This window comes from Sphaerimonospora cavernae (genome assembly GCF_042435035.1).
In the GTDB taxonomy this organism is placed as follows: Bacteria; Actinomycetota; Actinomycetes; order Streptosporangiales; family Streptosporangiaceae; genus Sphaerimonospora; species Sphaerimonospora cavernae.
Window position 1 is genome coordinate 67,853 of sequence record NZ_JBHMQT010000041.1, and the last position, 22,367, is coordinate 90,219.

19 protein-coding genes and 1 tRNA gene are annotated in these 22,367 nt (G+C 67.5%); 11 read left to right on the plus strand and 9 right to left on the minus strand.

Annotated features, from left to right (window positions below):
- The first annotated feature begins 49 nt into the window (after positions 1–49).
- Positions 50–1,375, plus strand: coding sequence for an aminotransferase-like domain-containing protein (locus ACFHYQ_RS19315; protein WP_394302553.1), 1,326 nt, complete (start codon positions 50–52; stop codon positions 1,373–1,375).
- 205 nt (positions 1,376–1,580) lie between these two features.
- Positions 1,581–2,531 carry a D-alanine--D-alanine ligase family protein gene (locus ACFHYQ_RS19320; RefSeq protein WP_394302554.1) on the plus strand — a complete coding sequence of 317 codons (951 nt, stop codon included), beginning with the start codon at positions 1,581–1,583 and terminating at the stop codon, positions 2,529–2,531.
- A gap of 430 nt (positions 2,532–2,961) precedes the next feature.
- Here the strand turns inward: ACFHYQ_RS19320 and ACFHYQ_RS19325 are convergent, their stop codons facing one another.
- The 8 genes from ACFHYQ_RS19325 to rpmH form a co-directional block, all read right to left on the minus strand.
- On the minus strand, positions 2,962–3,942 hold the full coding sequence (locus tag ACFHYQ_RS19325; protein ID WP_394302555.1) for a ParB/RepB/Spo0J family partition protein: 981 nt from the start codon (positions 3,940–3,942) through the stop codon (positions 2,962–2,964).
- A 180-nt stretch (positions 3,943–4,122) separates the two neighbouring features.
- Positions 4,123–4,896, minus strand: coding sequence for a ParA family protein (locus tag ACFHYQ_RS19330; RefSeq protein ID WP_394302556.1), 774 nt, complete (start codon positions 4,894–4,896; stop codon positions 4,123–4,125).
- Between the two features lie 321 nt (positions 4,897–5,217).
- Complete coding sequence (gene rsmG, locus ACFHYQ_RS19335) at positions 5,218–5,922, minus strand: 16S rRNA (guanine(527)-N(7))-methyltransferase RsmG (RefSeq protein ID WP_394302571.1); 705 nt, start codon at positions 5,920–5,922, stop codon at positions 5,218–5,220.
- A gap of 224 nt (positions 5,923–6,146) precedes the next feature.
- Positions 6,147–6,641, minus strand: a complete 495-nt coding sequence (locus tag ACFHYQ_RS19340; protein WP_394302557.1) for a Jag family protein — start codon at positions 6,639–6,641, stop codon at positions 6,147–6,149.
- A gap of 18 nt (positions 6,642–6,659) precedes the next feature.
- Positions 6,660–7,607, minus strand: coding sequence for a membrane protein insertase YidC (gene yidC / locus ACFHYQ_RS19345; RefSeq protein WP_394302558.1), 948 nt, complete (start codon positions 7,605–7,607; stop codon positions 6,660–6,662).
- Positions 7,608–7,611: 4 nt separating this feature from the next.
- Positions 7,612–7,929, minus strand: coding sequence for a membrane protein insertion efficiency factor YidD (gene yidD, locus ACFHYQ_RS19350; protein WP_394302559.1), 318 nt, complete (start codon positions 7,927–7,929; stop codon positions 7,612–7,614).
- Positions 7,926–8,294, minus strand: coding sequence for a ribonuclease P protein component (rnpA, locus tag ACFHYQ_RS19355; RefSeq protein WP_394302560.1), 369 nt, complete (start codon positions 8,292–8,294; stop codon positions 7,926–7,928). The genes yidD and rnpA overlap by 4 nt, the downstream gene beginning before the upstream one ends.
- A gap of 94 nt (positions 8,295–8,388) precedes the next feature.
- Positions 8,389–8,526, minus strand: coding sequence for a 50S ribosomal protein L34 (gene rpmH / locus ACFHYQ_RS19360; RefSeq protein ID WP_055480371.1), 138 nt, complete (start codon positions 8,524–8,526; stop codon positions 8,389–8,391).
- A gap of 565 nt (positions 8,527–9,091) precedes the next feature.
- On the opposite strand from rpmH, the gene dnaA reads away from it, so the two are divergent.
- The 9 genes from dnaA (at position 9,092) to ACFHYQ_RS19405 (ending at position 21,569) form a co-directional block, all read left to right on the plus strand.
- Positions 9,092–10,702 (plus strand): chromosomal replication initiator protein DnaA, encoded by a 1,611-nt coding sequence (gene dnaA / locus ACFHYQ_RS19365; RefSeq protein WP_394302561.1) that lies wholly within the window; start codon positions 9,092–9,094, stop codon positions 10,700–10,702.
- 592 nt (positions 10,703–11,294) lie between these two features.
- Positions 11,295–12,434 (plus strand): DNA polymerase III subunit beta, encoded by a 1,140-nt coding sequence (gene dnaN, locus ACFHYQ_RS19370; protein WP_394302562.1) that lies wholly within the window; start codon positions 11,295–11,297, stop codon positions 12,432–12,434.
- 127 nt (positions 12,435–12,561) lie between these two features.
- On the plus strand, positions 12,562–13,497 hold the full coding sequence (gnd, locus tag ACFHYQ_RS19375) for a phosphogluconate dehydrogenase (NAD(+)-dependent, decarboxylating) (RefSeq protein WP_394302563.1): 936 nt from the start codon (positions 12,562–12,564) through the stop codon (positions 13,495–13,497).
- A 287-nt stretch (positions 13,498–13,784) separates the two neighbouring features.
- Positions 13,785–14,984 carry a DNA replication/repair protein RecF gene (gene recF / locus ACFHYQ_RS19380; RefSeq protein WP_394302564.1) on the plus strand — a complete coding sequence of 400 codons (1,200 nt, stop codon included), beginning with the start codon at positions 13,785–13,787 and terminating at the stop codon, positions 14,982–14,984.
- 112 nt (positions 14,985–15,096) lie between these two features.
- Positions 15,097–15,585 (plus strand): DciA family protein, encoded by a 489-nt coding sequence (locus tag ACFHYQ_RS19385; RefSeq protein WP_394302565.1) that lies wholly within the window; start codon positions 15,097–15,099, stop codon positions 15,583–15,585.
- Positions 15,586–15,952: 367 nt separating this feature from the next.
- Positions 15,953–17,896: a DNA topoisomerase (ATP-hydrolyzing) subunit B gene (gyrB, locus tag ACFHYQ_RS19390; protein WP_394302566.1), complete on the plus strand. Its 1,944-nt coding sequence runs from the start codon at positions 15,953–15,955 to the stop codon at positions 17,894–17,896.
- A 28-nt stretch (positions 17,897–17,924) separates the two neighbouring features.
- Positions 17,925–20,432 carry a DNA gyrase subunit A gene (gene gyrA / locus ACFHYQ_RS19395; RefSeq protein WP_394302567.1) on the plus strand — a complete coding sequence of 836 codons (2,508 nt, stop codon included), beginning with the start codon at positions 17,925–17,927 and terminating at the stop codon, positions 20,430–20,432.
- Between the two features lie 52 nt (positions 20,433–20,484).
- The gene (locus ACFHYQ_RS19400) at positions 20,485–21,321 is read left to right on the plus strand and encodes a DUF3566 domain-containing protein (RefSeq protein ID WP_394302568.1); all 837 of its coding nucleotides are present in this window, start codon (positions 20,485–20,487) and stop codon (positions 21,319–21,321) included.
- Between the two features lie 174 nt (positions 21,322–21,495).
- A tRNA-Ile gene (locus ACFHYQ_RS19405) sits at positions 21,496–21,569 on the plus strand.
- A 92-nt stretch (positions 21,570–21,661) separates the two neighbouring features.
- On the opposite strand, the gene ACFHYQ_RS19410 is transcribed toward ACFHYQ_RS19405, so the two are convergent.
- Positions 21,662–22,367, minus strand: a 706-nt coding sequence (locus ACFHYQ_RS19410) for a molybdopterin-dependent oxidoreductase (RefSeq protein WP_394302569.1), incomplete at its 5' end; no start/stop codon positions are given.

The following is a 22,367-nucleotide window of genomic DNA, read 5'->3' on the forward strand; positions in this document are numbered from 1 at the left end:
CCGCGTTACCGTAATCTGGATTTCTCGGCTATATGATCGGAGGTGGACCGTGGATCAAGAGCTTGATCGCGGTCGGACGAACGCACCCCATGGGTCGCGCATTGACGCCTACGTCGACCGGTACGCCGCCCGAGCTACCGGGATGGTCGCCTCCGAAGTCCGAGCTCTGTTCGCCGTCGCGTCGCGTCCGGAAGTGGTCTCGCTCGCCGGCGGCATGCCGTACGTCACAGCCCTCCCCCTCGACATGGTCGGCGAACTGGTCGCCGACCTGGTCTCGAAGCGGGGCGCCGTCGCGCTGCAGTACGGCGGGGGCCAGGGCGACCCGGACCTGCGTGAGCAGATCTGCGATGTCATGCGGTTGGAGGGCATCGAGGCCAGGCCCGACGACGTGGTCGTCACGGTCGGCTCGCAGCAGGCCCTCGACCTGATCACCCGCATCTTCATCGACCCCGGCGACGTCGTGCTGGCCGAAGGGCCGTCGTATGTCGGCGCGCTCGGCACGTTCAGCGCCTACCAGGCCAACGTGGTGCATGTCGCGATGGACGACCAGGGGCTCATCCCCGAGTCCCTCGCGCAGACCATCCACGCCCTGCGGGCGGCCGGCAGCCGCATCAAGTTCCTCTACACCATCCCCACCTACCAGAATCCGGCGGGCGTGACGCTCAACGAGGTACGCCGCCGCCAGGTGCTGGAGATCTGCCGGCGTGCCGGGGTGCTCATCGTGGAGGACAATCCGTACGGACTCCTCGGATTCGACGGGGAGCCGATGCGCACGATGCGGGCGGACGACGCCGACGGCGTGGTGTACCTCGGCTCGTTCTCCAAGACCCTCGCCCCAGGCTTCCGGGTGGGATGGGCGCTCGCCCCGCACGCGATCCGCGAGAAGCTGGTCCTGGCGATGGAGTCCGCGGTGCTGTCGCACTCGACCTTCACCCAACTCGCGGTCGGGCAATATCTCGCCACCCAGCCCTGGCGGGAGCAGATCAAGACGTTCCGTGAGCTCTACCGCGAGCGACGGGACGCGCTCCTCGGCTCGCTCGAGGTGCTCATGCCGCCCGGCTGTTCGTGGACCCGGCCCAATGGCGGGTTCTTCGTATGGATGACCCTTCCCGAGGGGCTCGACTCGAAGGCGATCCTGCCGAGAGCGATCGCCGAGCGGGTCGCGTTCGTGCCCGGGACCGGCTTCTACGCGGACGGCGGCGGCGCGCGGCACATGCGTCTGTCGTACTGCTATCCGCAGCCCGACCGCATCCGCGAAGGCGTACGCCGTCTCGCCGGAGTGATCGAGCAGGAACTGCGTATGCGGGACACTTTCGGCACCGGGGCCCCGACGTCGCACAAGGGCGTCGACACGCCGGGCCCCGACCTCGCCTGAGGCTGCGAACGGGCACCAGGGAGTGTTCCGTAGATCTTTGCCGTAGCGACCGCAGCAGGCAAGAAGATCTACGGGACACTCCCTGGCCTGATTTAGGCTGGCCGTACCCGATTTCAGCAGCGAGAAAGGGCTCCCTGGTGAGCGAGTCGACGATGTTTCCGAGTGCCGTCCCAACGCGTCCACGAGCTGCCCGAGAGGCCGGAGCATGAGTGACCTCGGGCACGTGCTCGTCCTCGCGGGCGGCCTTTCCTATGAGCGCGAGGTCTCGATCCGCTCCGGCCGGCGCGTCGCCGAGGCTCTCCGCGCCGCAGGGGTGGACGTCGAGACGCGCGACACCGACGCCACCCTCGTGCCCGCGGTGCTGGCCGACCCGCCGGACGCCGCGTTCGTCACCCTGCACGGCGGTGCCGGGGAGGACGGCGCCATCCGGTCCGTGCTGGAACTCCTCGGCGTGCCCTATGTAGGCGCGACCCCGGACGCCTGCCATGTGGCGTTCGACAAGCCGACGGCCAAGGCGGTCGTCGGATCCTGGGGCCTGCACACCCCCGACTCGGTCGCGCTGCCCAAGGAGACCTTCCATGACCTGGGCGCGTCGGCTGTGCTCGCGCGGATCGTGGACCGCCTCGGACTGCCGCTCTTCGTCAAGCCGTCGCGGGGCGGCTCCGCTCTCGGGGCGTCCATCGTGCGCAGCGCCGAGGAACTACCCCCCGCCATGGTCGGATGTTTCGCGTACGGAGACACCGCGCTCATCGAGAAGTACGTCCAGGGCGTCGAGGTGGCCGTCTCCGTGGTGGACCTCGGAGACGGGCCCGTCGCGCTGCCACCGGTCGAGATCCTGCCGGACGGCGGCGTTTACGACTACTCAGCTCGTTACACCGCCGGGCGCACCGAGTTCTTCGCGCCGGCCCGGCTGACGGAGGAAGAGACCGAGGCGTGCGCCGCCATGGCGGTCACCGCGCACACGGCACTCGGGCTGCGTGACATCTCCCGAACGGACCTCATCGTCGATGCCTCCGGCCGTCCCTACTTTCTTGAGGTGAACGTGGCGCCGGGCATGACCGAGACCTCGCTCCTGCCCATGGCCGCCGAGGCGGCGGGACGCGATCTCGGCATCCTCTGCCGCGGTCTCCTGGAAATCGCCGCCCAACGCGGCTAGGTCGTGTTTCACGTGAAACACGTAGAGGCGCCTGTGCCTACGCCGGCTGACCCGATCCCGTCCAGCCGCCAGACAGGTGGAGGGACCAGCCGGGCCGCCGGGTGAACGGTCGGTTGACGAGCTCGGTGAGCGGGACCCCATCCAAAAGGTGCTGGGGCGCCCCAGCGGTTGGCCGAACGCGAGATCGGCAGGACTCTCCTACCGTCTCACTCGGCTGCGAGATCGCCCAGGAATCCCGTGTCTGCGCCACCACGCCCTGGTAGCTCTGCCCACTCGGCCGCGGATCGTCGATGTGGAGCCTCCGATGCGGTTCCAGCTCGCTGAAGCGTGTCTCATAGCTGATTTGAACCGTTACAGCTGTCCCGGGCAATCGAGAGGCGCTGTTTCACGTGAAACAGGCCGGCTTCGTCTTCTCTCGGAGCCGGATGGACTACTCCTCGGCGAGGCCACGCATCGAGTTCGCGGCCTCGGGGGCCATCGTGCCGATGATGCGCTCCAGATCGTCGATGGTGGAGAACTCCACCACGATCCGTCCCTTGCGGCGACCGAGATCGACCTTCACTCGGGTCTCGAAGTGGTCCGACAGACGGTCGGCAAGCGTCCGGAGGGCCGGCGCCGTCGGCTGCTTCGCCCGAGGTTTCCGCGGCGCGGGACCCGCCGTCGCCTCACCCAGCGCCACGATCTCCTCGACGGTCCGGACGGACAGGCCCTCAGCGATGATCCGGCTCGCGAGCCGGTCCATGGACGCCGAGTCATCGAGTGGCAGCAGTGCCCGCGCGTGTCCCGCGCTGATGGTGCCGGCCGCGACGCGGAGTTGAACGTTGGGCGGGAGGTTCAGCAGGCGCAGCGTGTTGGTGATGTGCGACCGGGACCGGCCGACCTTCTTGGCCAGCACCTCATGGGTCGCGCCGAAGTCGTCGAGGAGTTGCCGGTAGGCCGCCGCCTCCTCCAGTGCGTTGAGTTGCTCGCGCTGGAGGTTCTCGATGAGCGCCTCCCGCAGCATCTCATCATCCTGAGTGCTCCGCACGATGGCCGGCACCCGATCCAGCCCGGCAAGCTGCGAGGCCCGCCACCGCCGCTCGCCCATAATGAGCTCGAAACGTCCGGATCCGGTGGATCTCACAACCACTGGCTGGAGCAGACCGACCTCCTTGATGGACTCGGCCAACTCATCCAGGCGCTCACCGTCAAAGATGTCGCGCGGCTGGCGAGGGTTGGGGGAGATCGCGGTGACCGGGATCTCCTGGAAGTAGGCGCCATCGACCGGCTTCAGTCCTGAGACGGCCGGCTCCAGCCCGGAGTCGGCCGTTCCCGCCGAGGGTGCACTCGCCGGCGCATCCGGATCGACGATCGGTCCCGTGGGGATCAGCGCCCCAAGTCCCTTGCCCAGTCCCCGACGCTGCTGGCTCACCGCTGCTCCCTTACCCACCCGCGACACCCGCACAGAAGGCGGTGCCCAGCGCACCGACTTGTCTGTGGAACGCTGGGCACTCTATGCACACCAGGAGAGGTTACCGCCGTAGTGGCTCCGCCATGAGCATCGCGGCACTCCGGCTTACCCGTTTCACGTGAAACAGTCGCGCGAAGCCGGTCAGGCCTCGGCCAAAGCAGCGGCACGGTGGGCCATTTCCCTGGCCGCGTCGCTGTACGCCATGGCACCGCTCGACCCCGGGTCGTACGTCATGACCGACTGCCCGTAGCTCGGCGCCTCCGACACGCGCACGCTCCGCGGGATGACCGAGTTCAGTACGGTGTCACCGAAATGCGAGCGCACCTCGTCGGCCACCTGCGCCGCGAGCCTCGTACGTCCGTCGTACATGGTCAGCAAGATCGTCGACACCGCCAGCGCCGGGTTCAGATGGGCCCGTACCAGCTCGACGTTCTTCAGGAGCTGGCTGAGTCCCTCCAGCGCGTAGTACTCGCACTGGATGGGGATCAGCACCTCCTGGGCCGCCGCCATCGCGTTGACCGTGAGCAGTCCGAGAGAGGGCGGGCAGTCGATGAGGATGTAGTCGAACTCCATCGCGTCGAACGCGCCGAGGGCTCGCTTGAGCCGGGTCTCCCGCCCCACCATCGGCACCAACTCGATCTCAGCGCCGGCCAGGTCGAGGGTCGCCGGCGCGCAGAACAGGTTCGGCATCTCGGGAACCGGCTTGACGATCCCGGACAGTGGGAGGTCGTCGACGAGCACGTGGTAGACCGATGGCGTTCCCGCACGGTGCTCGGTCGCCAATGCGGTCGATGCGTTGCCCTGCGGGTCCAGGTCGACCACCAGCACACGCTGTCCATGCATGGACAGGGCCGCGGCAAGGTTCACGGCCGTGGTGGTCTTCCCCACCCCGCCCTTCTGGTTGGCCACGGTCATCACCCGGCACCTGGGCGGTCGCGGCCACTCCCCTTCCCGGCGCGTCGAATAACCGACGGAAGACGCAGCCGCCTGTGGGGGTGCGGCTGTTTCACGTGAAACCACAGAACTCAGAGCCTCTCGTACCAGCGGCGAATCGTCAGAATCAAGGGGGGTCTGGGGCACGGTCGTCGTCCTTTCGACCTGTGAAGCGGCGCGACCCGGCCAGCCGACACCTGACGGACGACCAGTTGCCGCGATCTCCCAGGGTAGGGCGAGAGGACTCTCCGGCCAACCCAGACCGGCCGCCACTTGGGACGTCACCAGACCCGGCACGACGCTTCACCTCTTCCGTCGCCGCCGACCACTCACGATGGGGGATCGCCCGGCGACCACGCGAACGAGTGTGGCGGGCGGCTCGACCCTACCGCGACCCACCGTAACAAGCTCGACCGATCTCGCCCCAGAGGATCTCATTTGCGATCTCGCCGCCTCGATCTCCTCCGCGGCCCGATCCCCCTTCATCGCCAGTAATTCGCCGCCCTCGCGCAGCAGGGGCATCGACCAGGCGAGCAGTCGGTCGAGTGGGGCCACCGCCCGTGCCGTCGCCACATCGAAGAGTCGCTTGCGCGCCAACTCCTCGGCCCGCCCGCGAAGCACCTCGACGTTGTCCAGCTTCAGCATCTCGACGCATTCGGAGAGAAAGGTGGTGCGACGCAGCAGCGGCTCCAGGAGGGTCACCCTGACATCGGGGCGGACGATCGCCAGGACCAGGCCGGGCAGCCCGGCTCCTGATCCGATGTCGACCAGCGCCGCGTCGGGAGGAACGGCATCCGCCACGACAGCGCAGTTCAGCAGGTGCCGATCCCAGATCCTGGGCACCTCACGAGGGCCGAGCAGCCCACGGACCACGCCTGGCCCGGCGAGCATCTCGGCGAACATCCGCGCCTGCTGGATCGTCTCACCGGGAAAGACCTCCGGGGCCGCCGCGGGTGCCTCCGGCGCCGGCTCATGTGGCTTATGGGGCCTGGATGGCTCATGGGGCATGGACGGCTCAGGCAGCCCAGCCAGCTCGTTACTCTCCGTCATCACTCAACTCATTCGGGAACGCTCAGGGCCAAGAGTAGTCGTCCCCTACCTGCCGGGCGCGCAGAGACGTACAGGATGCGGAAGGCCGCCGGTCCGTGAAGCAGGACCGGCGGCCTTCGGCGGGTGAAAGCTCTGCGAGCCGGGGATGGTGAAGAAGCCAGGGGATGTTTTGGAACCACTCCCTAGGCGGGGAGGACGACCACGAACCGGTTGGGTTCCTCGCCCTCGGACTCGCTGCGCAGGCCGGCGGCCGCGACGGCGTCGTGCACGACCTTCCGCTCGAACGGCGTCATCGGCTCCAGCGCCTTCGGCTGCCCGCTGCGCTTCACATCCCCGGCGACCGCCTTACCGATCTTCGTCAACTCGGCGCGGCGGCGCTCACGGAAGCCGCCGACGTCGAGCATGAGCCGGGAGCGTTCCCCCGTATGGCGGTGCACGGCGAGACGGGTCAACTCCTGCAGCGCCTCCAGCACCTCTCCGTCGGGACCGACGAGCTCGGTTCCCTTGACGCCGACGATCGAGACCATGGCGCGGTCGCCCTCGACGTCCATATCGATGTCGCCGTCCATGTCGGCGATGTCGAGCAGTCCCTCCAGATAGTCGGCCGCGATCTCACCCTCCTGTTCGAGGGCTTCGACGTCGGGAGCAGGCTTGAGGGTCTCCTCAGCTTCGGTCACGTCCGGACTCTCCTTCTCCTACGACTTCTTGCTGCCGGTGCGCTTGCTGCGAGGCTGCCGCGTCGGCTGCTGACGGACGATCTTCGGCTCGGGTGCGGGTTCCGGAGACTCGGCCTTGGGCTTTCCGAGCACCTTGCCGAAGATGCCGTGGCTGGGCTCGGGCGTGACGACATTACCCTTCTCATCCACGACCGGCATGGGATGGCGCGCGTAGAACCAGTGCTGCTGGCCGAGAGTCCACAGGTTGGTGGTCACCCAGTAGAGGATCAGACCGAGCTGGAAGTTCAGGCTGAAGATGGCGAACAGCGGCGAGACGTACATCAGGATCTTCTGCTGCTGCGCCATCGGGTTGTCCGGCATCTGCGCCATCGAGCGCTTCACGCTCTGCCGGACGGTGAGGAAGGTGGTGCACGAGCTGATGGCCACGAAGACCGCCAGCACGATCTTCGTCACGAGCGGATCGGCCTCCAGGGCCTTGATGTCGACCGCGCTGGTGAAGAAGGTCGCCGGCAGGGGAGCGCCGAAGACGTGCGCGGCCCGCATGCTCGTCACGAGTTCCTGGGTCATGCCGAACACGGCACGGTCCTCGGCGATGGCTCGCAGCACCGTGAACATGGAGATGAAGATCGGGAACTGTGCGACGACCGGGAGGCAGCCACCCAGCGGGTTGGCCCCCGCCTCCTGGTAGAGGCGCATGACCTCCTGGTTCATGCGCTGCTTGTCGTTCTTGTACCGCTTACGCAGTTCCTGAACCTTGGGCGCGAGCTCCTGCATCTTCCGCGAGGAGCGCATCTGCTTCATGAACAGCGGGAAGATCAGCAGGCGCATCAGCACGGTCAGCGTGATGATGGTCAGCGCCCAGTTCAGTCCGCTGTCGGAGGGGATGAAGAAGCTGTAGCCCGCGTGGATATGGGTGATCACCCAGGCCACTGCCGTATACAGCCAGTTGAGGAATGGCAGCTCCACCGAGCTAGCTCCCTTGCGTTTCGTCGTGAGACCGGACTCGGCGTGGGGGCACCGGATCGAAACCACCAGGATGGAACGGATGACACCGCCCGATCCGCCTGACGGTCAGCCATACTCCGCGCACCGCGCCGTGTACGGCGATCGCCTCCAGGCCGTACGCGCTGCAGGACGGCTCGAACCGGCATCTCGGTCCGAGAACCGGGCTGATGAAGGCCCGGTAGAACTTGATCAGGGCGAGCAGCACACGGGCGACCGGACCGGCACGCCCCTCTGCCTCCTCCGGCGCGACGCCTCGCGCAGGGAAAGGGTGCTCCGCTGTCATGATCGTCCGTCCGTCAGGTCCGGCCCACGCCGCCGGAGTAAACGATCCAGCACGACGTCGAGTTCGGCGGCCAGATGCTCGCTTCGCGCGGACGCGGCCGGTGGATTGGCCCGTACCACAAGCAGGCTACCTCGCGGAATCGCCGTCAGGCGGGTCCGCATGAGGTGTCTGAGCCTGCGCCGGACGCGGTTCCTGACCACGGCGCCACCGACCGCCTTGCTGACGACGAAACCCACCAGCGGCGGCACATCGGCCTCGTCTGTCTTCAGGTGTGCGACCAGCATGGGACGACCGGCGCGTCGCCCCCGGCGGATCGCGTCGGCGAACTCTTCACCCCGTCGCATCCGCGACGCGGACGGCAGCACCCGGACTTCCCCTGTTTACGGCTGTTTACGGCTGCCGCCCACCGCTCCGGGGCCGAATCATCGGTCCCCGGGCACGGCGGGCGGCCTCGCGTCGTCAGACCGCCAGCTCGGCGCGGCCTTTGCGGCGACGGGCGGCCAGGATCGCGCGGCCGGCCCGGGTGCGCATGCGCAGCCGGAAGCCGTGGGTCTTCGCGCGGCGACGGTTGTTCGGCTGGTAAGTACGCTTGCTCACGGGTGGGCTCCAGGCTTCAGTTACGTCCGCGGAGGTTCCGCGGACGCGCTACATTCCAAGGTCGCGGCTCGTCAGATGCGCGGGCATGCGAAAAAGCCGTCGCGTGATTAGCCGACCGGAATACGTTACGGGTCGACCTCCTGCCAGGTCAAACCAGACACTGTCAAGTCAGACGCCACCGCACCCAGACGCCGCACCTGGACCACCTTACCCGCGTCTCCCGTCCACCTGGCCTTCCCACGCTCCGCAGGCGCTCCGCCCGCCCACGAGCGGGCCTCGTCCAGGCGACCGGGATGGGAAAGAACAAGCGACTACGGCAGCGACTTCGGCCCGTTAGGCTGTGGACAACGTCTTGAACGCGGGTTGTGCACACCGATACTGTCGGCCCTCCGGCCATTCCCTCCATCAGTATGGATGCGCCTGGGCAGAATGTGCGGGACTGTCCACATCATGTGGATCAGATGTGGATCATCCGTGCGGAGGGTCAACCGGAAACCTCCGGACGGGGCGAGCTGGGATCGCGGCGTACGAGCGGGGACCGCGTAACGGGAGGAGTGGCCGGGCCATGGATAGCGTCGATCTCAACGCTGTATGGGCTCGGGCGCTCGCGACCCTGTTCGACGAGGGCGTCTCCGGGCAGCAGCGCGCTTTCCTCCAGATGACGCAGCCCTCCGGGCTGATCAACGACACGATCCTCCTGGCCGCCCCCAACGACTTCGCCAAGGAGGTCCTGGAAGTACGGCTCCGCCCGCTGATCGCGCACGCGCTCGCACAGGAGTTGGGGCAGCCGGTGCGCATCGCGGTGATGGTCGATCCAGGCGCCGCCTCCTACGGGCAGAACAGTGCCGCCTCCTACGGGCAGAACACCGCCGCCACGGGCCGGTCCGGCGTGGGCACCGGGCAGACCGGGCAGAGCGGGCTGCAGCCGCCTCGGCAGGTCGAATATCCACAGCCCCACCCACAGGGACAGCGTCCTCCTTACGCCGAGGACGACTCCGCGCGACGGGAGTCCGGGCCGTACGGCGGGCAGGATTACCCACAGCGGACCGGCGGATATTCACCCGAGCCCCCGCCGAAGCCCGAGCCCTCGCACAACCGGTGGGACGTGCGCGGTGGCGGCGGGCGGACCTCGAGCGAGCCGGCCCGGCTCAACGCGAAGTACACCTTCGAGACGTTCGTCATCGGGGCGAGCAATCGTTTCGCCCACGCGGCCGCCGTCGCCGCCGCCGAATCTCCCGCCAAGGCGTACAACCCGCTGTTCATCTACGGCGACTCCGGCCTGGGCAAGACCCACCTGCTCCACGCGATCGGCCACTACGCCCAGCACCTCTATGAGGGTGCCAGAGTGCGTTATGTGAGCTCTGAGGAGTTCACCAACGATTTCATCAACTCCATCCGCGACCACAAGGCGGACGGGTTCCGTGCCCGCTACCGCGCGGTCGACATCCTGCTCGTGGACGACATCCAGTTCCTGGAGGGTAAGGAGCAGACCCAGGAGGAGTTTTTCCACACCTTCAACACCCTCCACAACGCCAGCAAGCAGATCGTCATATCCAGCGACCGCGCGCCCAAGCAGCTCATGACACTGGAGGACCGGCTGCGCAACCGGTTCGAGTGGGGGCTGATCACCGATGTCCAGCCGCCCGAGCTGGAGACCCGCATCGCGATCCTGCGTAAGAAGGCGATACAGGAGGGGCTGGCCGCGCCGCCCGACGTGCTCGAATACATCGCGAGCCGCATCGCGACGAACATCCGGGAGCTGGAGGGGGCCCTGATCCGGGTCACCGCGTTCGCCAGCCTGAACCGGCAGTCCGTGGACATCCAGCTCGCCGAGGTCGTCCTCAAGGACCTGATCAGCGAGGATGCCAGCCCAGAGATCACCATCTCTCTGATCATGTCGACGACGGCCGAATACTTCGGGGTCTCGCTCGACGACCTGTGCGGCAGCTCCCGTTCACGAGCCTTGGTCACCGCCCGCCAGATCGCCATGTATCTGGCGCGTGAGCTGACGGACCTCTCTCTGCCGAAGATCGGCCAGCAGTTCGGTGGTCGGGATCACACGACCGTGATGCACGCCGAGCGGAAGATACGGTCACTCATGGCCGAGCGTCGATCAATGTACAACCAGGTCAACGAGCTGACGACGCGCGTCAAGCAGCGAGCACGCAACGCTTGATTCACAGCCTGTGGATATCCCTGTGGATCGCATCAGGGTGCCCATCCGCGGCTCGCTCGCGACTACTTCACCCTGACATCCCCTGGAAGATCGCCATGCGGCGTTGTGGACGAACATGGGGAAAGCCTGGGGATTTCTTGGGGAAGACCCGTGGACATCCTGGGGATGCCCTGTGCGTAGCGATTTCCGCAGGCACAAAACGGACTCCTACCCGGTGGATAACCGGTGGAAACATCGTGGATTACTCGTGGATGACGGCCCTCCAAGTTGGGGAAGCGCTGTGGGCACAGTTCGCGCGCCCACAGCGAAGGCCGCTTCATCCACTCTTCACCCACAGGGCCGGTGGATGAAGAACTGTCTCTGAGCTGCGAAAACTCGAGTAATCCACATATCCACCGCCCCTAAGAAGATGACTGCTTTCTCTCTCAATGAAGAACTCAAGAACCATAGAAGGGTTCCGGGAGGTGCTCAGGTTTCTCAAGCGATCACGCCCGGGGCACCCAGCCGGGGGAGGTACCCGGGTTCTGGAGCACCGGGGTCTCGGGAGGTGGAAGACTTGACGGAGCACCGATACCCAGGAGGCTGATCCACCGTGATGTTCCGGATCGATCGCGACGTGCTCGCCGAGGCCGTGGCGTGGACGGCGCGCAGCCTTCCGGCCCGGCCCTCGGTGCCGGTGCTGGCGGGCATGCGGCTCGAGGTCACCGACGACCAGCGGCTGAAGCTCTCAGGCTTCGACTACGAGGTCTCGGCCGAAGTGACCCTCGATCTGCAGACCGGTGAGCCGGGTGTGGTGCTCGTCTCCGGCAAGCTCCTCGCTGAGATCACCCGAGCGCTCCCCGCCCAGCCGGTCGACCTCGTCGTGGAGGGGTCCAAGGCGGTCGTCACCTGTGGCAGCGCGAGGTTCACGCTGCTCACCATGCCTGTGGAGGACTACCCCTCGCTACCGTCCATGCCGCCGGCGGCCGGCCGGGTGGGCAGTGACATGTTCGCGTCGGCCGTCGCTCAGGTCGCGGTCGCGACGGGCAAGGACGACACGCTGCCCATGCTCACCGGTGTCCGCATGGAAATCGACGGCGACACGGTGACCCTCGCGGCGACCGACCGCTACCGCCTGGCCGTACGGGAGCTGAAGTGGCAGCCGGAGCAGTCGGCCTTCCAGGCGATCGCGATGATCCCCGGCCGTACACTCGCCGAGACGGCCAAGGCGCTCGGCGGCACGGGCGCGGAAGTGGAGATCGCGCTCAGTTCGGTCGGCGGCACCGGCGAGGGCATGATCGGCTTCTCCAGCTCGGGCAGGCGGACCACGACCAGGCTTCTCGACCCGGAGTTCCCCAAGTATCGCTCGCTGCTGCCCACCGAGTTCTCCGCGCACGCGGACTTGTCCACAGCCTCGTTCGTGGAGGCGGTCAAACGCGTCGCGCTGGTCGCCGAGCGCAACACCCCCGTACGGCTGACCTTCCGCGGCGGCGAGGTCGTCCTGGAGGCGGGCAGCGGCGACGAGGCACAGGCCGTGGAGGCGCTGCCGGTCGAGTTCGACGGTGACGAGATCAACATCGCGTTCAACCACCAGTACCTGCTGGAGGGGCTCGGAGCGATCGACTCCGACGTGGCGCGGCTGCAGTTCACCACTTCCACCAAGCCGGCGATCCTCACCGGGGGTAAACCTGTGGATGACGGTACGGTCGAGGACTACCGCTACCTCATCATGCCGATCCGCCTGTCGAGCTGATCTCTTGAGCTGATCTGCTGAGCGATCACGGGCGTACGATCTGGGCGAGGGCATAGGCCCGTCGCGTTAGGGTACGCGTGCCTTTCGGGCGGGTTTGGATGGTTGCTGCGGCTAAGGGGTGGCTGACATGCGGATCGGCATGATCGGGCTCGGCAAGATGGGCGGGAATATGGCCGAGCGGCTGCGTCGTGGCGGCCATGAGGTCATCGGATACGACCGCGACCCGTCGATCAGCGATGCCGGCAGCCTCAAAGAGCTCGTCGAGAGGCTGGACCCTCCGCGCGCCGTATGGGTGATGGTCCCCGCCGGCGATCCGACCCGGGCCGTCATCGAACAACTCGGAGAACTGCTGTCGGACGGCGACATCGTCGTCGATGGGGGCAACTCGCACTACAAGGATGACCAGCGGCACGCGGTCGAACTCGACGCGAAGGGCATCGGCTTCGTCGACGTGGGCGTCAGCGGCGGCGTCTGGGGACTGGAGTACGGCTACGCGCTCATGGCCGGCGGCGCCCCCGAGCACATCGGGCAGCTCATGCCGATCTTCGAGGTGCTCAAACCTGCGGGTGAGGACGGCTTCGTCCGTGCTGGGGGCGTCGGCGGCGGACACTTCGCGAAGATGGTCCACAACGGCATCGAGTACGGCATGATGCAGGCCTTCGCCGAGGGATGGGAACTGCTGGAAGCCAGCGAAGCCGTGACGGACATCGTCGGTACCTTCAAGAGCTGGCGACATGGCACGGTCATCCGCTCCTGGCTGCTCGACCTGATGGTCCGGGCCCTCGAGGAGGATCCGGATCTGGCCGAGTTGAAGGGGTATGCGGAGGACTCGGGCGAGGGCCGGTGGACGGTCCAGGCGGCGGTCGAGCACGCCGTGCCCCTTCCGGCCATCACAGCCGCCCTCTACGCGCGCTTCACGTCCCGGCAGACCGACTCACCGGCCATGAAGATGGTCGCGGCGCTGCGCAACCAGTTCGGCGGCCACGCGGTCGCCTCGAGCGAGGGCCAGACGGGCAAGGGCGCCGACTCCCCCGGCGCCGACGTCCCCCCTCCCTTGCCGTGATCTCGCGATTACTCGCACGCAGCACACTCCACCTGCGCTTGTTCCATTCATGCTCTTGCAGAAACTCGCAGCCGTAGGCGCCGACCAGGGGGAAGTGCTTCCGTGATCTTGCAGTCAGCTCGATCGCCCGACTGCAAGATCACGGACACGGTAACCCCAGGTCAGCGCATATCTGTGCGAGAAACTGCAAGATCACGGCAAGTGTTTTCCCAGGTGACAGGGTAAGTCTGCGAGTAACTGCAAGATCACGGCCAAGGTGGGGGGTGGGGAGGGCTAGCCTTACGGGCGTGCATGTGGCGAGCCTTTCCCTCACCGACTACCGGTCGTACGCCGGGGTCGAGCTCATGCTCGAGCCCGGGCCCACGGCCTTCGTCGGCCCGAACGGGCAGGGGAAGACGAACCTGGTCGAGGCGCTGGGCTACCTGGCCACCCATTCGAGTCACCGGGTCGCCACCGACGCCCCGCTCGTACGGCACGGCGCGCAGCGGGCGGTCATCCGGTCTGTCGTCGTCAAGGACGACCGCCGCGCGCTGATCGAGTTGGAGATCAACCCGGGACGGGCCAACCGCGCCAGGGTGAACCGCTCTCCGGTTCCCCGGCCGCGCGACGCGCTCGGCCTGCTGCGGACCGTGCTGTTCGCCCCCGAGGATCTCGCGCTGGTCAAGGGTGACCCCTCGGAGCGGCGTCGTTTCGTGGACGAGCTACTGGTCGCCCGTGCCCCACGGCTCGCCGGGGTGCGCGCCGACTACGATCGCGTGTTGAAGCAGCGCAACGCCCTGCTGCGTACGATCGCCGCTTCGGGCGGCGGTAGGCGGCGCGGCGCCCGCAGGCAGGACGAAGAGGCGGGGTTCGCCGCCGCGGGGGCCGGAGACGTGCTGGCCACTCTCGAGATCTGGGACGCCCATCTCGTACGGCACGGCGCCGAGTTGACCGCGGCCCGCCTGGAGTTGGTCGACGCGCTGCGTCCGATGGCGGCCAAGGCCTACGCTACGCTCGCCCCGTCGTCCGGGCTGGCGGATCTGGACTATCGGAGCGTGGCAGACGAAGGAAAGTTATCCACAGATATACCTCCATTGGGGATAACTCGTGAGGATATAGCTGAACGGCTGCGCGCCGCCCTCGCCGAGGTTCGCCGGACCGAGCTGGAGCGCGGTGTCACGCTGATCGGCCCGCACCGCGACGACCTGCTGCTCCGGCTGGGTGAGTTGCCGGCCCGGGGTTACGCCAGCCACGGCGAGTCCTGGTCGTTCGCGCTGGCGCTCCGGCTGGCCGCCTACGACCTCCTCCGATCGGATGGCGGCGATCCCGTGCTCATCCTCGATGACGTGTTCGCCGAGCTCGACGACCAGCGGCGCAGGCGGCTCACCGAGATCGTCGCCCCCGCCGAGCAGGTGCTCATCACCGCGGCGGTGGCCGGCGACGTGCCGCCCGAACTCGCCGGGGCCCGATTCGACGTGATCGAAGGGACCGTGACCCGTGTCCGCTGAACGTCCCCTGCCCGAACCCCCCGGGTCGTCCCCTGAATCCCGTCAACCTTCTCTCGGCACGGCTCAATCCCCTACTTTATCCACAGGCGGTGGACAACCGCCCCAAACGCAGATGGCCGCGGTACGGGGCGCGGCGCTGGCTCGGGAGAAGCTGGCACAGGCCAAGTCGGACGCCGCCCGGCGCGGGCAGCTTCCCCGGACCGAGCCGCGCCGCCGGCCCGGCGGTCAGCGGCGGGACTCCGGCGATCCGCAGCTGTTCGGCCGGGCGATCCGCGACCTGCTCGCCGATCGGGGTTGGGAGCAGACCGCCGCGATCGGAGGTGTCTTCGGTCGCTGGCGCGAGATCGTCGGTCCCGGGCTGGCCGAGCACACCAGGCCCGAGAGCTTCGCGGACGGCGAGGTGATCGTGACCGCCGACTCGACGGCCTGGGCCACGCAGGTGCGCCTGCTGGCATCGACGCTGGTCAAGCGGCTGAATGAGGAACTCGGCGACGGAACGGTCAAGCAGGTGAAGGTGCGTGGCCCGGTCGGGGGATCGGCCCGTCCGGAAGGCGGCCTGCGGGTACGCGGCTCGCGCGGACCGCGGGACACGTATCGCTGAGCCGTACCAAAGAGCACAGTCGGCTGAGCCGGACACCCGCCACACCAGACCCGAGACCGGACGTCGAACCGGCTCAAAATCGCCCCTGAGGCGACGACCCCCGTCCCACGTGGGGGGTGCTCAAAAACATGATCGTCAAGCGACAGGGCATCACAGCCCCCGTCAATGCCCCCCGCGGTCGATCTGAACGGTAGAATGAAGGCGGACTCAAGGACACGTCCGGTTTGTCTCACCCCGGCCCAGGCACACCTGGAAGCCGACTCCCCTGGGTGGGCGCATCGGGGCACTCACAACGGTGACGGGCACGGCGAGGGCAGCCAATCAAGGGTGCCCGGCGCCGCGTGTCCGCGGCAGGAGGATTTCGCACTTGTCCTACGACGCAAGCTCTATCACCGTTCTCGAGGGCCTGGAAGCGGTCCGCAAGCGCCCCGGCATGTACATCGGCTCGACGGGTGAGCGCGGTCTGCACCACCTGGTGTACGAGATCGTGGACAACGCGGTCGACGAGGCGCTGGCCGGCTACAACGACCGGATCGAGGTGACGCTGCTCGCCGACGGCGGGGTGCGCGTCTTCGACCACGGCCGCGGCATCCCCGTCGGCATAGTGGCCGCCGAGGGCCGCCCGGCCGTCGAGGTCGTGTTCACCGTGCTGCATGCGGGCGGCAAGTTCGACGGCAAGTCGTACGCGGTCTCCGGCGGCCTGCATGGCGTGGGCGCCTCGGTCGTCAACGCGCTGTCCAGCCGGCTCGAGGTCGAGGTCCGCACCGACGGGCACGTCTGGCGGCAGTCGTACGTCACGGCCAAGCCGACCGGCCCGCTGCAGAAGGGCGAGCCGACCGACGACCACGGCACGACGATCTCGTTCTGGCCCGACCCGGAGATCTTCGAGACGACCGCCTGGAACTTCGAGACGCTCTCACGCCGATTCCAGGAGATGGCCTTCCTCAACAAGGGCCTGACGATCCAGCTCGCCGACGAGCGGCCCGACCACATCAACGGCGAGCCCAAGGTCGTGACGTACTACTACGAGGGCGGCCTGGCGGACTTCGTCACCCATCTGAACGCGAAGAAGGAGCCGATCCACGGCTCGGTCATCGACTTCGAGGAGCACGGCGACGGCATCTCGGTCGAGATCGCCATGCAGTGGAACGGCTCCTATACCGAATCGGTCTACACGTTCGCGAACACGATCAACACGGCCGAGGGCGGCACCCATGAGGAGGGCTTCCGGGCGGCGCTGACCAGCATCGTCAACCGCTATGCCCGGGAGCAGAAGTTCCTCAAGGAGGGCAAGGACGACAACCTCGCCGGTGACGACATCCGCGAGGGCCTCGCCGCGATCATCTCGGTGAAGCTGGCCGACCCCCAGTTCGAGGGCCAGACCAAGACCAAGCTGGGCAACACCGAGGCGAAGTCGTTCGTCCAGAAGGCCTGCAACGATCACCTGCGCGACTGGCTCGAACGCAACCCCGGCGAGGCCAAGGAGATCATCAGCAAGGCGCTCCAGGCGTCCCGCGCCCGCATCGCGGCCCGGCAGGCCCGCGACCTGACCCGCCGCAAGTCACTGCTGGAGAGCGGCAGCGGACTGCCGGGCAAGCTGGCCGACTGTCAGTGGTCGGAGCCGGAGAAGTGCGAGCTGTTCATTGTCGAGGGCGACTCGGCCGGCGGCTCGGCGAAGGGCGGTCGCGACCCCAAGTTCCAGGCGATCCTGCCGCTCCGCGGCAAGATCCTGAACGTCGAGAAGGCGCGGATCGACAAGGTCCTCAAGAACACCGAGGTCCAGGCGCTGATCACGGCGCTCGGCACCGGAGTGCACGAAGAGTTCGACATCTCGAAGCTGCGCTATCACAAGTTGATCCTGATGGCGGACGCCGACGTCGATGGGCAGCACATCACGACGCTGCTGCTGACGCTGCTGTTCCGGTTCATGCGGCCGCTGATCGAAGCGGGTCACGTCTACCTCTCGCAGCCGCCACTCTACAAGATCAAGTGGGACCGCAAGGGGGAGGACGCCTCGTACGCGTACTCCGACCGCGAGCGTGACTCGATCATCGAGGACGGCATCTCCCGCGGCAGGCGCGACCCCCGCGCCCACGATGGCGTGCAGCGCTTCAAGGGTCTGGGCGAGATGAACGCCGCGCAGCTCTGGGAGACCACGATGAATCCGGAGACCCGGCTGCTCCGTCAGGTCACGCTCGACGACGCCGCCCAGGCCGACGACCTGTTCAGCGTCCTGATGGGCGAGAACGTCGAGGCCCGCAGGAACTTCATCATCACCAATGCCCGTGACGTCCGCTTCCTCGACGTCTGAGCAGAGTGTCTGACCAGAAGGACTTTTCGTGACGGAAGTGAACACTCAGCCCGGGCCTCCCGCCGATCGCATCGAACCGGTCGACATCCAGGCCGAGATGCAGCGCAGCTACATGGACTACGCGATGTCGGTCATCGTGTCCCGTGCGCTGCCGGACGTGCGCGACGGTCTGAAACCCGTGCACCGGCGCGTGCTGTACGCGATGTTCGACGGTGGCTACCGCCCCGACCGCGGCTACTTCAAGTGCTCGCGCATCGTCGGAGACGTCATGGGGTCCTACCACCCCCACGGCGACACGTCGATCTACGACACGGTCGTACGGCTCGCGCAGCCGTGGTCGCTGCGCTACCCGCTCGTCGACGGGCAGGGCAACTTCGGCTCGCCGGGCAACGACCCCGCGGCCGCGATGCGATACACCGAGAGCCGTCTGGCGCCGATCGCCATGGAGATGCTCCGGGACATCGACAAGGAGACCGTCGACTTCCAGCCGAACTACGACGGGCGGTCGCAGGAGCCGATGGTCCTGCCGTCGCGGTTCCCCAACCTGCTGGTCAACGGGTCGGCCGGCATCGCGGTCGGCATGGCGACGAACATCCCGCCGCACAACCTGCGGGAAGTCGGCGAGGCCGTCACGTGGGCGCTGGACAACATCGAGGCGACAGATGACGAGTTGCTCGCCGGGCTGATGGCCCGGATCAAGGGCCCCGACTTCCCGACCGGCGCGCTGATCGTCGGCCGCCGCGGTATCGAGGACGCCTACCGCACCGGGCGCGGCTCGATCATCATGCGGGCTGTCGTCGAGGTCGAGGAGGACGCAAAGGGACGACAGTGCCTGGTCGTCACCGAACTTCCGTACCAGGTGAACCCGGACAACCTCGCGCTCACCATCGCCGAGCTGGTCAAGGACGGCCGGGTCACCGGTATCGCGGACGTACGGGACGAGACCTCATCGCGTACGGGCCAGCGACTGGTGATCGTGCTGAAGCGCGACGCGGTCGCCAAGGTCGTGCTGAACAACCTGTACAAGCACACCCAGCTGCAGACGACGTTCGGCGCGAACATGATCGCGCTGGTGGACGGGGTGCCCCGGACGCTGCGGCTCGACCAGTTCGTCCGGCACTACATCACCCACCAGATCGAGGTCGTGGTCCGGCGGACCCGGTTCCTGCTGCGCAAGGCCGAGGAACGGGCTCACATCCTGCGTGGCCTGCTGAGAGCACTCGACCGGATGGACGACGTCATCGCGCTGATCAGGGGATCGGCGTCGGCGGCCGAGGCCCAGGGCGGCCTGATGACGCTGCTCGACATCGACCAGGTGCAGGCGCAGGCCATCCTGGACATGCAGCTGCGCAAGCTGGCCGCGCTGGAACGGCAGCAGATCCAGGACGAGTACGACGGGCTGATGGCGCAGATCGCGGACTACAACGACATCCTGGCCTCGCCGTCGCGGCAGCGGCGGCTCGTCTCCGACGAACTCGGCGAGATCATCGGTAAGTTCGGCGACGAGCGCAAGACCGAGATCACCGCGCACGAAGGCGACATGTCGATGGAGGACCTGATCGCCGAAGAGGACGTCGTCGTCACGATCACCCTCGGCGGCTACGCCAAGCGCACCAGCATCGACCTCTACCGGGCCCAGCGGCGCGGCGGCAAGGGAGTGCGCGGCGCGCAGCTGCGTCAGGACGACATCGTCGAGCACTTCTTCGTGACCACGACCCACCACTGGCTGCTGGCCTTCACCAACAAGGGCCGGGTCTACCGGTTCAAGGCGTACGAACTGCCGGACGCCGGGCGCGACGCGCGCGGCCAGCATCTGGCGAACCTGCTCGCGATGCAGCCCGACGAGCACGTCATGGAGATGCTCGCCCTGCGGGACTACGACGTCGCGCCCTATCTCGTGCTGGCGACCCGAAGCGGCCTGGTGAAGAAGACCAGGCTGTCGGAGTACGACTCGCCGCGGTCCGGTGGCCTCATCGCCATAAACCTCCGCGAGGACGACGAGGTGATCGGGGCCCGGCTCGTCTCCGAGGAAGACGATCTCCTGCTCGTCTCCAAGAATGCCCAGTCGATCCGCTTCACCGCGTCCGATGACGCGCTGCGCCCGATGGGCCGCGCCACCAGCGGCGTCATCGGCATGCGGTTCGTCGACGGCGACGAACTCCTGTCCATGAACGTGATCAGGGACGGCGAGGACGTGTTAATCGCCACGGAGGGCGGGTACGCGAAGCGCACCCCGGCCGAGCAGTACCCGGTGCAGGGCCGGGGCGGCAAGGGCGTGCTTACCGCGAAGATCGTAAGCGCCCGTGGCAAGCTGGTCGGAGCCGTCATGGTGCGCCCCGAGGACGAGGTCTTCGCCATCACCTCGGTAGGCGGGGTGATCCGGACCAGCGCCGGGGAGATCAAGCGGTCGGGCCGGCAGACGATGGGGGTGCGCTTGATGAACCTCGCAGAGGGAGACAGCGTCGTCGCGCTGGCCCGGAATGCCGAGTCGTTGGAGACCGAGGAAAACGGGGCAGGAGACGAGGCTGATGAGTAACGGGAGGAACGGGGTTAGCGGGTCGGCCCAGGATGGGGGTAGCGTCGCCAGAGTGGCGCGCGATGAACATGATGTGACACCTGGTGAGAAGGCCAAGGCCGAAGACCCGGCTCGAGACACCGTTCGCGTCCGGACGTCCGCACCGGACCAGCCGTGGAAGCAGCGGCCGCCAGCGGACGATGCCAGACCCACGGAGGGCAGGCTCGCGGGCGCCGCGGAGCCCACTGCCGCCTACGCCAGGCCGGCCGGACTGCCGCCGAAGGGGGGCCAGCCCGGGGGCCCGGGGAGCGGTCAGTCCGGTGGCCCGGCTGCCGCTTCGGGCAACAGCGCCCAGGGGAACCCGGTAGCGGGATTCCCCCGGCCGACGCCGGCCGGTGACGCGGCCCGTCCGGGTCCGGCGGGGGACGGCGGGGTGCTGGCGGCCGGCGGCGCCATGAAGGGCCTCGCTTTCGAGGAGCGGAAAGACGGCCAGGGTGTGCTGGGCGGCAAGAAGGACAAGAAGTCCGGCGCCCGGCCGCCGCGCAAGGCCCACCTCGTGTTGCGCCGGGTCGAGCCGTGGTCGGCGATGAAGTTCAGCTTCGTCGTCTCCCTGGTCTGCTTCGTGGTGCTGTTCGTGGCCGTGGCCGTGCTGTACGGCGTGCTTTCCGCGCTCGGCGTCTTCTCCTCGATCACCGATGCCGTGCAGCAGTTGGCGGGTGACCAGAACGCCGGCATCGCCCTCGACATCAGTAGTTGGTTCGAGCCGATGCGCATCCTCGGCTACACCGCCCTGCTCGGCGCGGTGAACGTCGTGCTGATCACCGCGCTGTCCACGCTGGGCGCGGTCATCTACAACATGTCCGCCGACCTCGTCGGCGGCGTGGAGATGACCTTCAGTGAGGCCGAATAACGCGTTTCGTACGGCTACCGCGCGCCGGCGGTAGCCGTACGCGGTCCCCGTGGCCCAGGCACGAACACCGGGACGGGGCACGACCAGCGGCAGGGGCACGGTAAGATTTACCTCGGTCGGGGAACGGATTCGCCGCCACAGGCGAGATGCGGTAACGTTCCTTGCACCGAGTGCGGGGCTATAGCTCAGACGGTTAGAGCGCTTCCCTGATAAGGAAGAGGTCCCTGGTTCGAGTCCAGGTAGCCCCACCCAGCTCAGCGGCCGCCTCCCGATCGTGGAGAGCGGCCTTTGTGGTCTCTGAGTGTCCAACTGCGTGACCAAGGCCTCCTGCAGCTTGTGCCTAGATCTCCACGTCCTTGTCGAAGTACACGTTGTCTTCGCGCCAGCCGCCCATCCCCATCCCGATCCTCGAGTAGTCGGCGATGAACTCGATCTGCTCGATCCACTTGGCCATCTTGAAGCCGACCTGGGTCTCCAGTCGCAGCCGCAGCGGAGCGCCGTACTTGATCGGCAGCGGCTCGCCGTTCATTTCGTAGGCGAGCAGGACCTGCGGGTAGTACGCCAGCTCCAGGTCGATGATCTCGTAAAACCGGCCTTCGCCGTCCGCGCTGGGCTCGTCCCGGGTGTTGTCCTGCATCGTCAGGAAGCAGATGTAGCGGGCCTCCGGCAACGGCCGGACCAGTTCGACCAGGTCGCGCAGTGGCAGCCCGCCCCACTTGCCCACGCTCGACCAGCCCTGCACGCAGTTGTGCAGCGTGCACTGGGTCTGCTTGTCGCGCAGCGCCCGGATGTCCGCCAGTGTGAGGGTCACGGGGTTCTCCACCAGCCCGCCGACCCGCAGCTCCCAGTTGGCGAAGTTGTGCACCGCCATGATCTTGTACGTGTCCCAGTCGGGCGGTTTGCCGTTCACCCGGTGCTGCGGGCTGATGGCCGAGTCCGGGTAGTTCTGCCGTGAGGCGAGCGGACGCAGCAGCAGCCGCTTGGCCGCGGTGTTCACGGCGCCGATCCTGCGCTGCACCGAGCGCGGGCTGCGCAGGCTCCACACG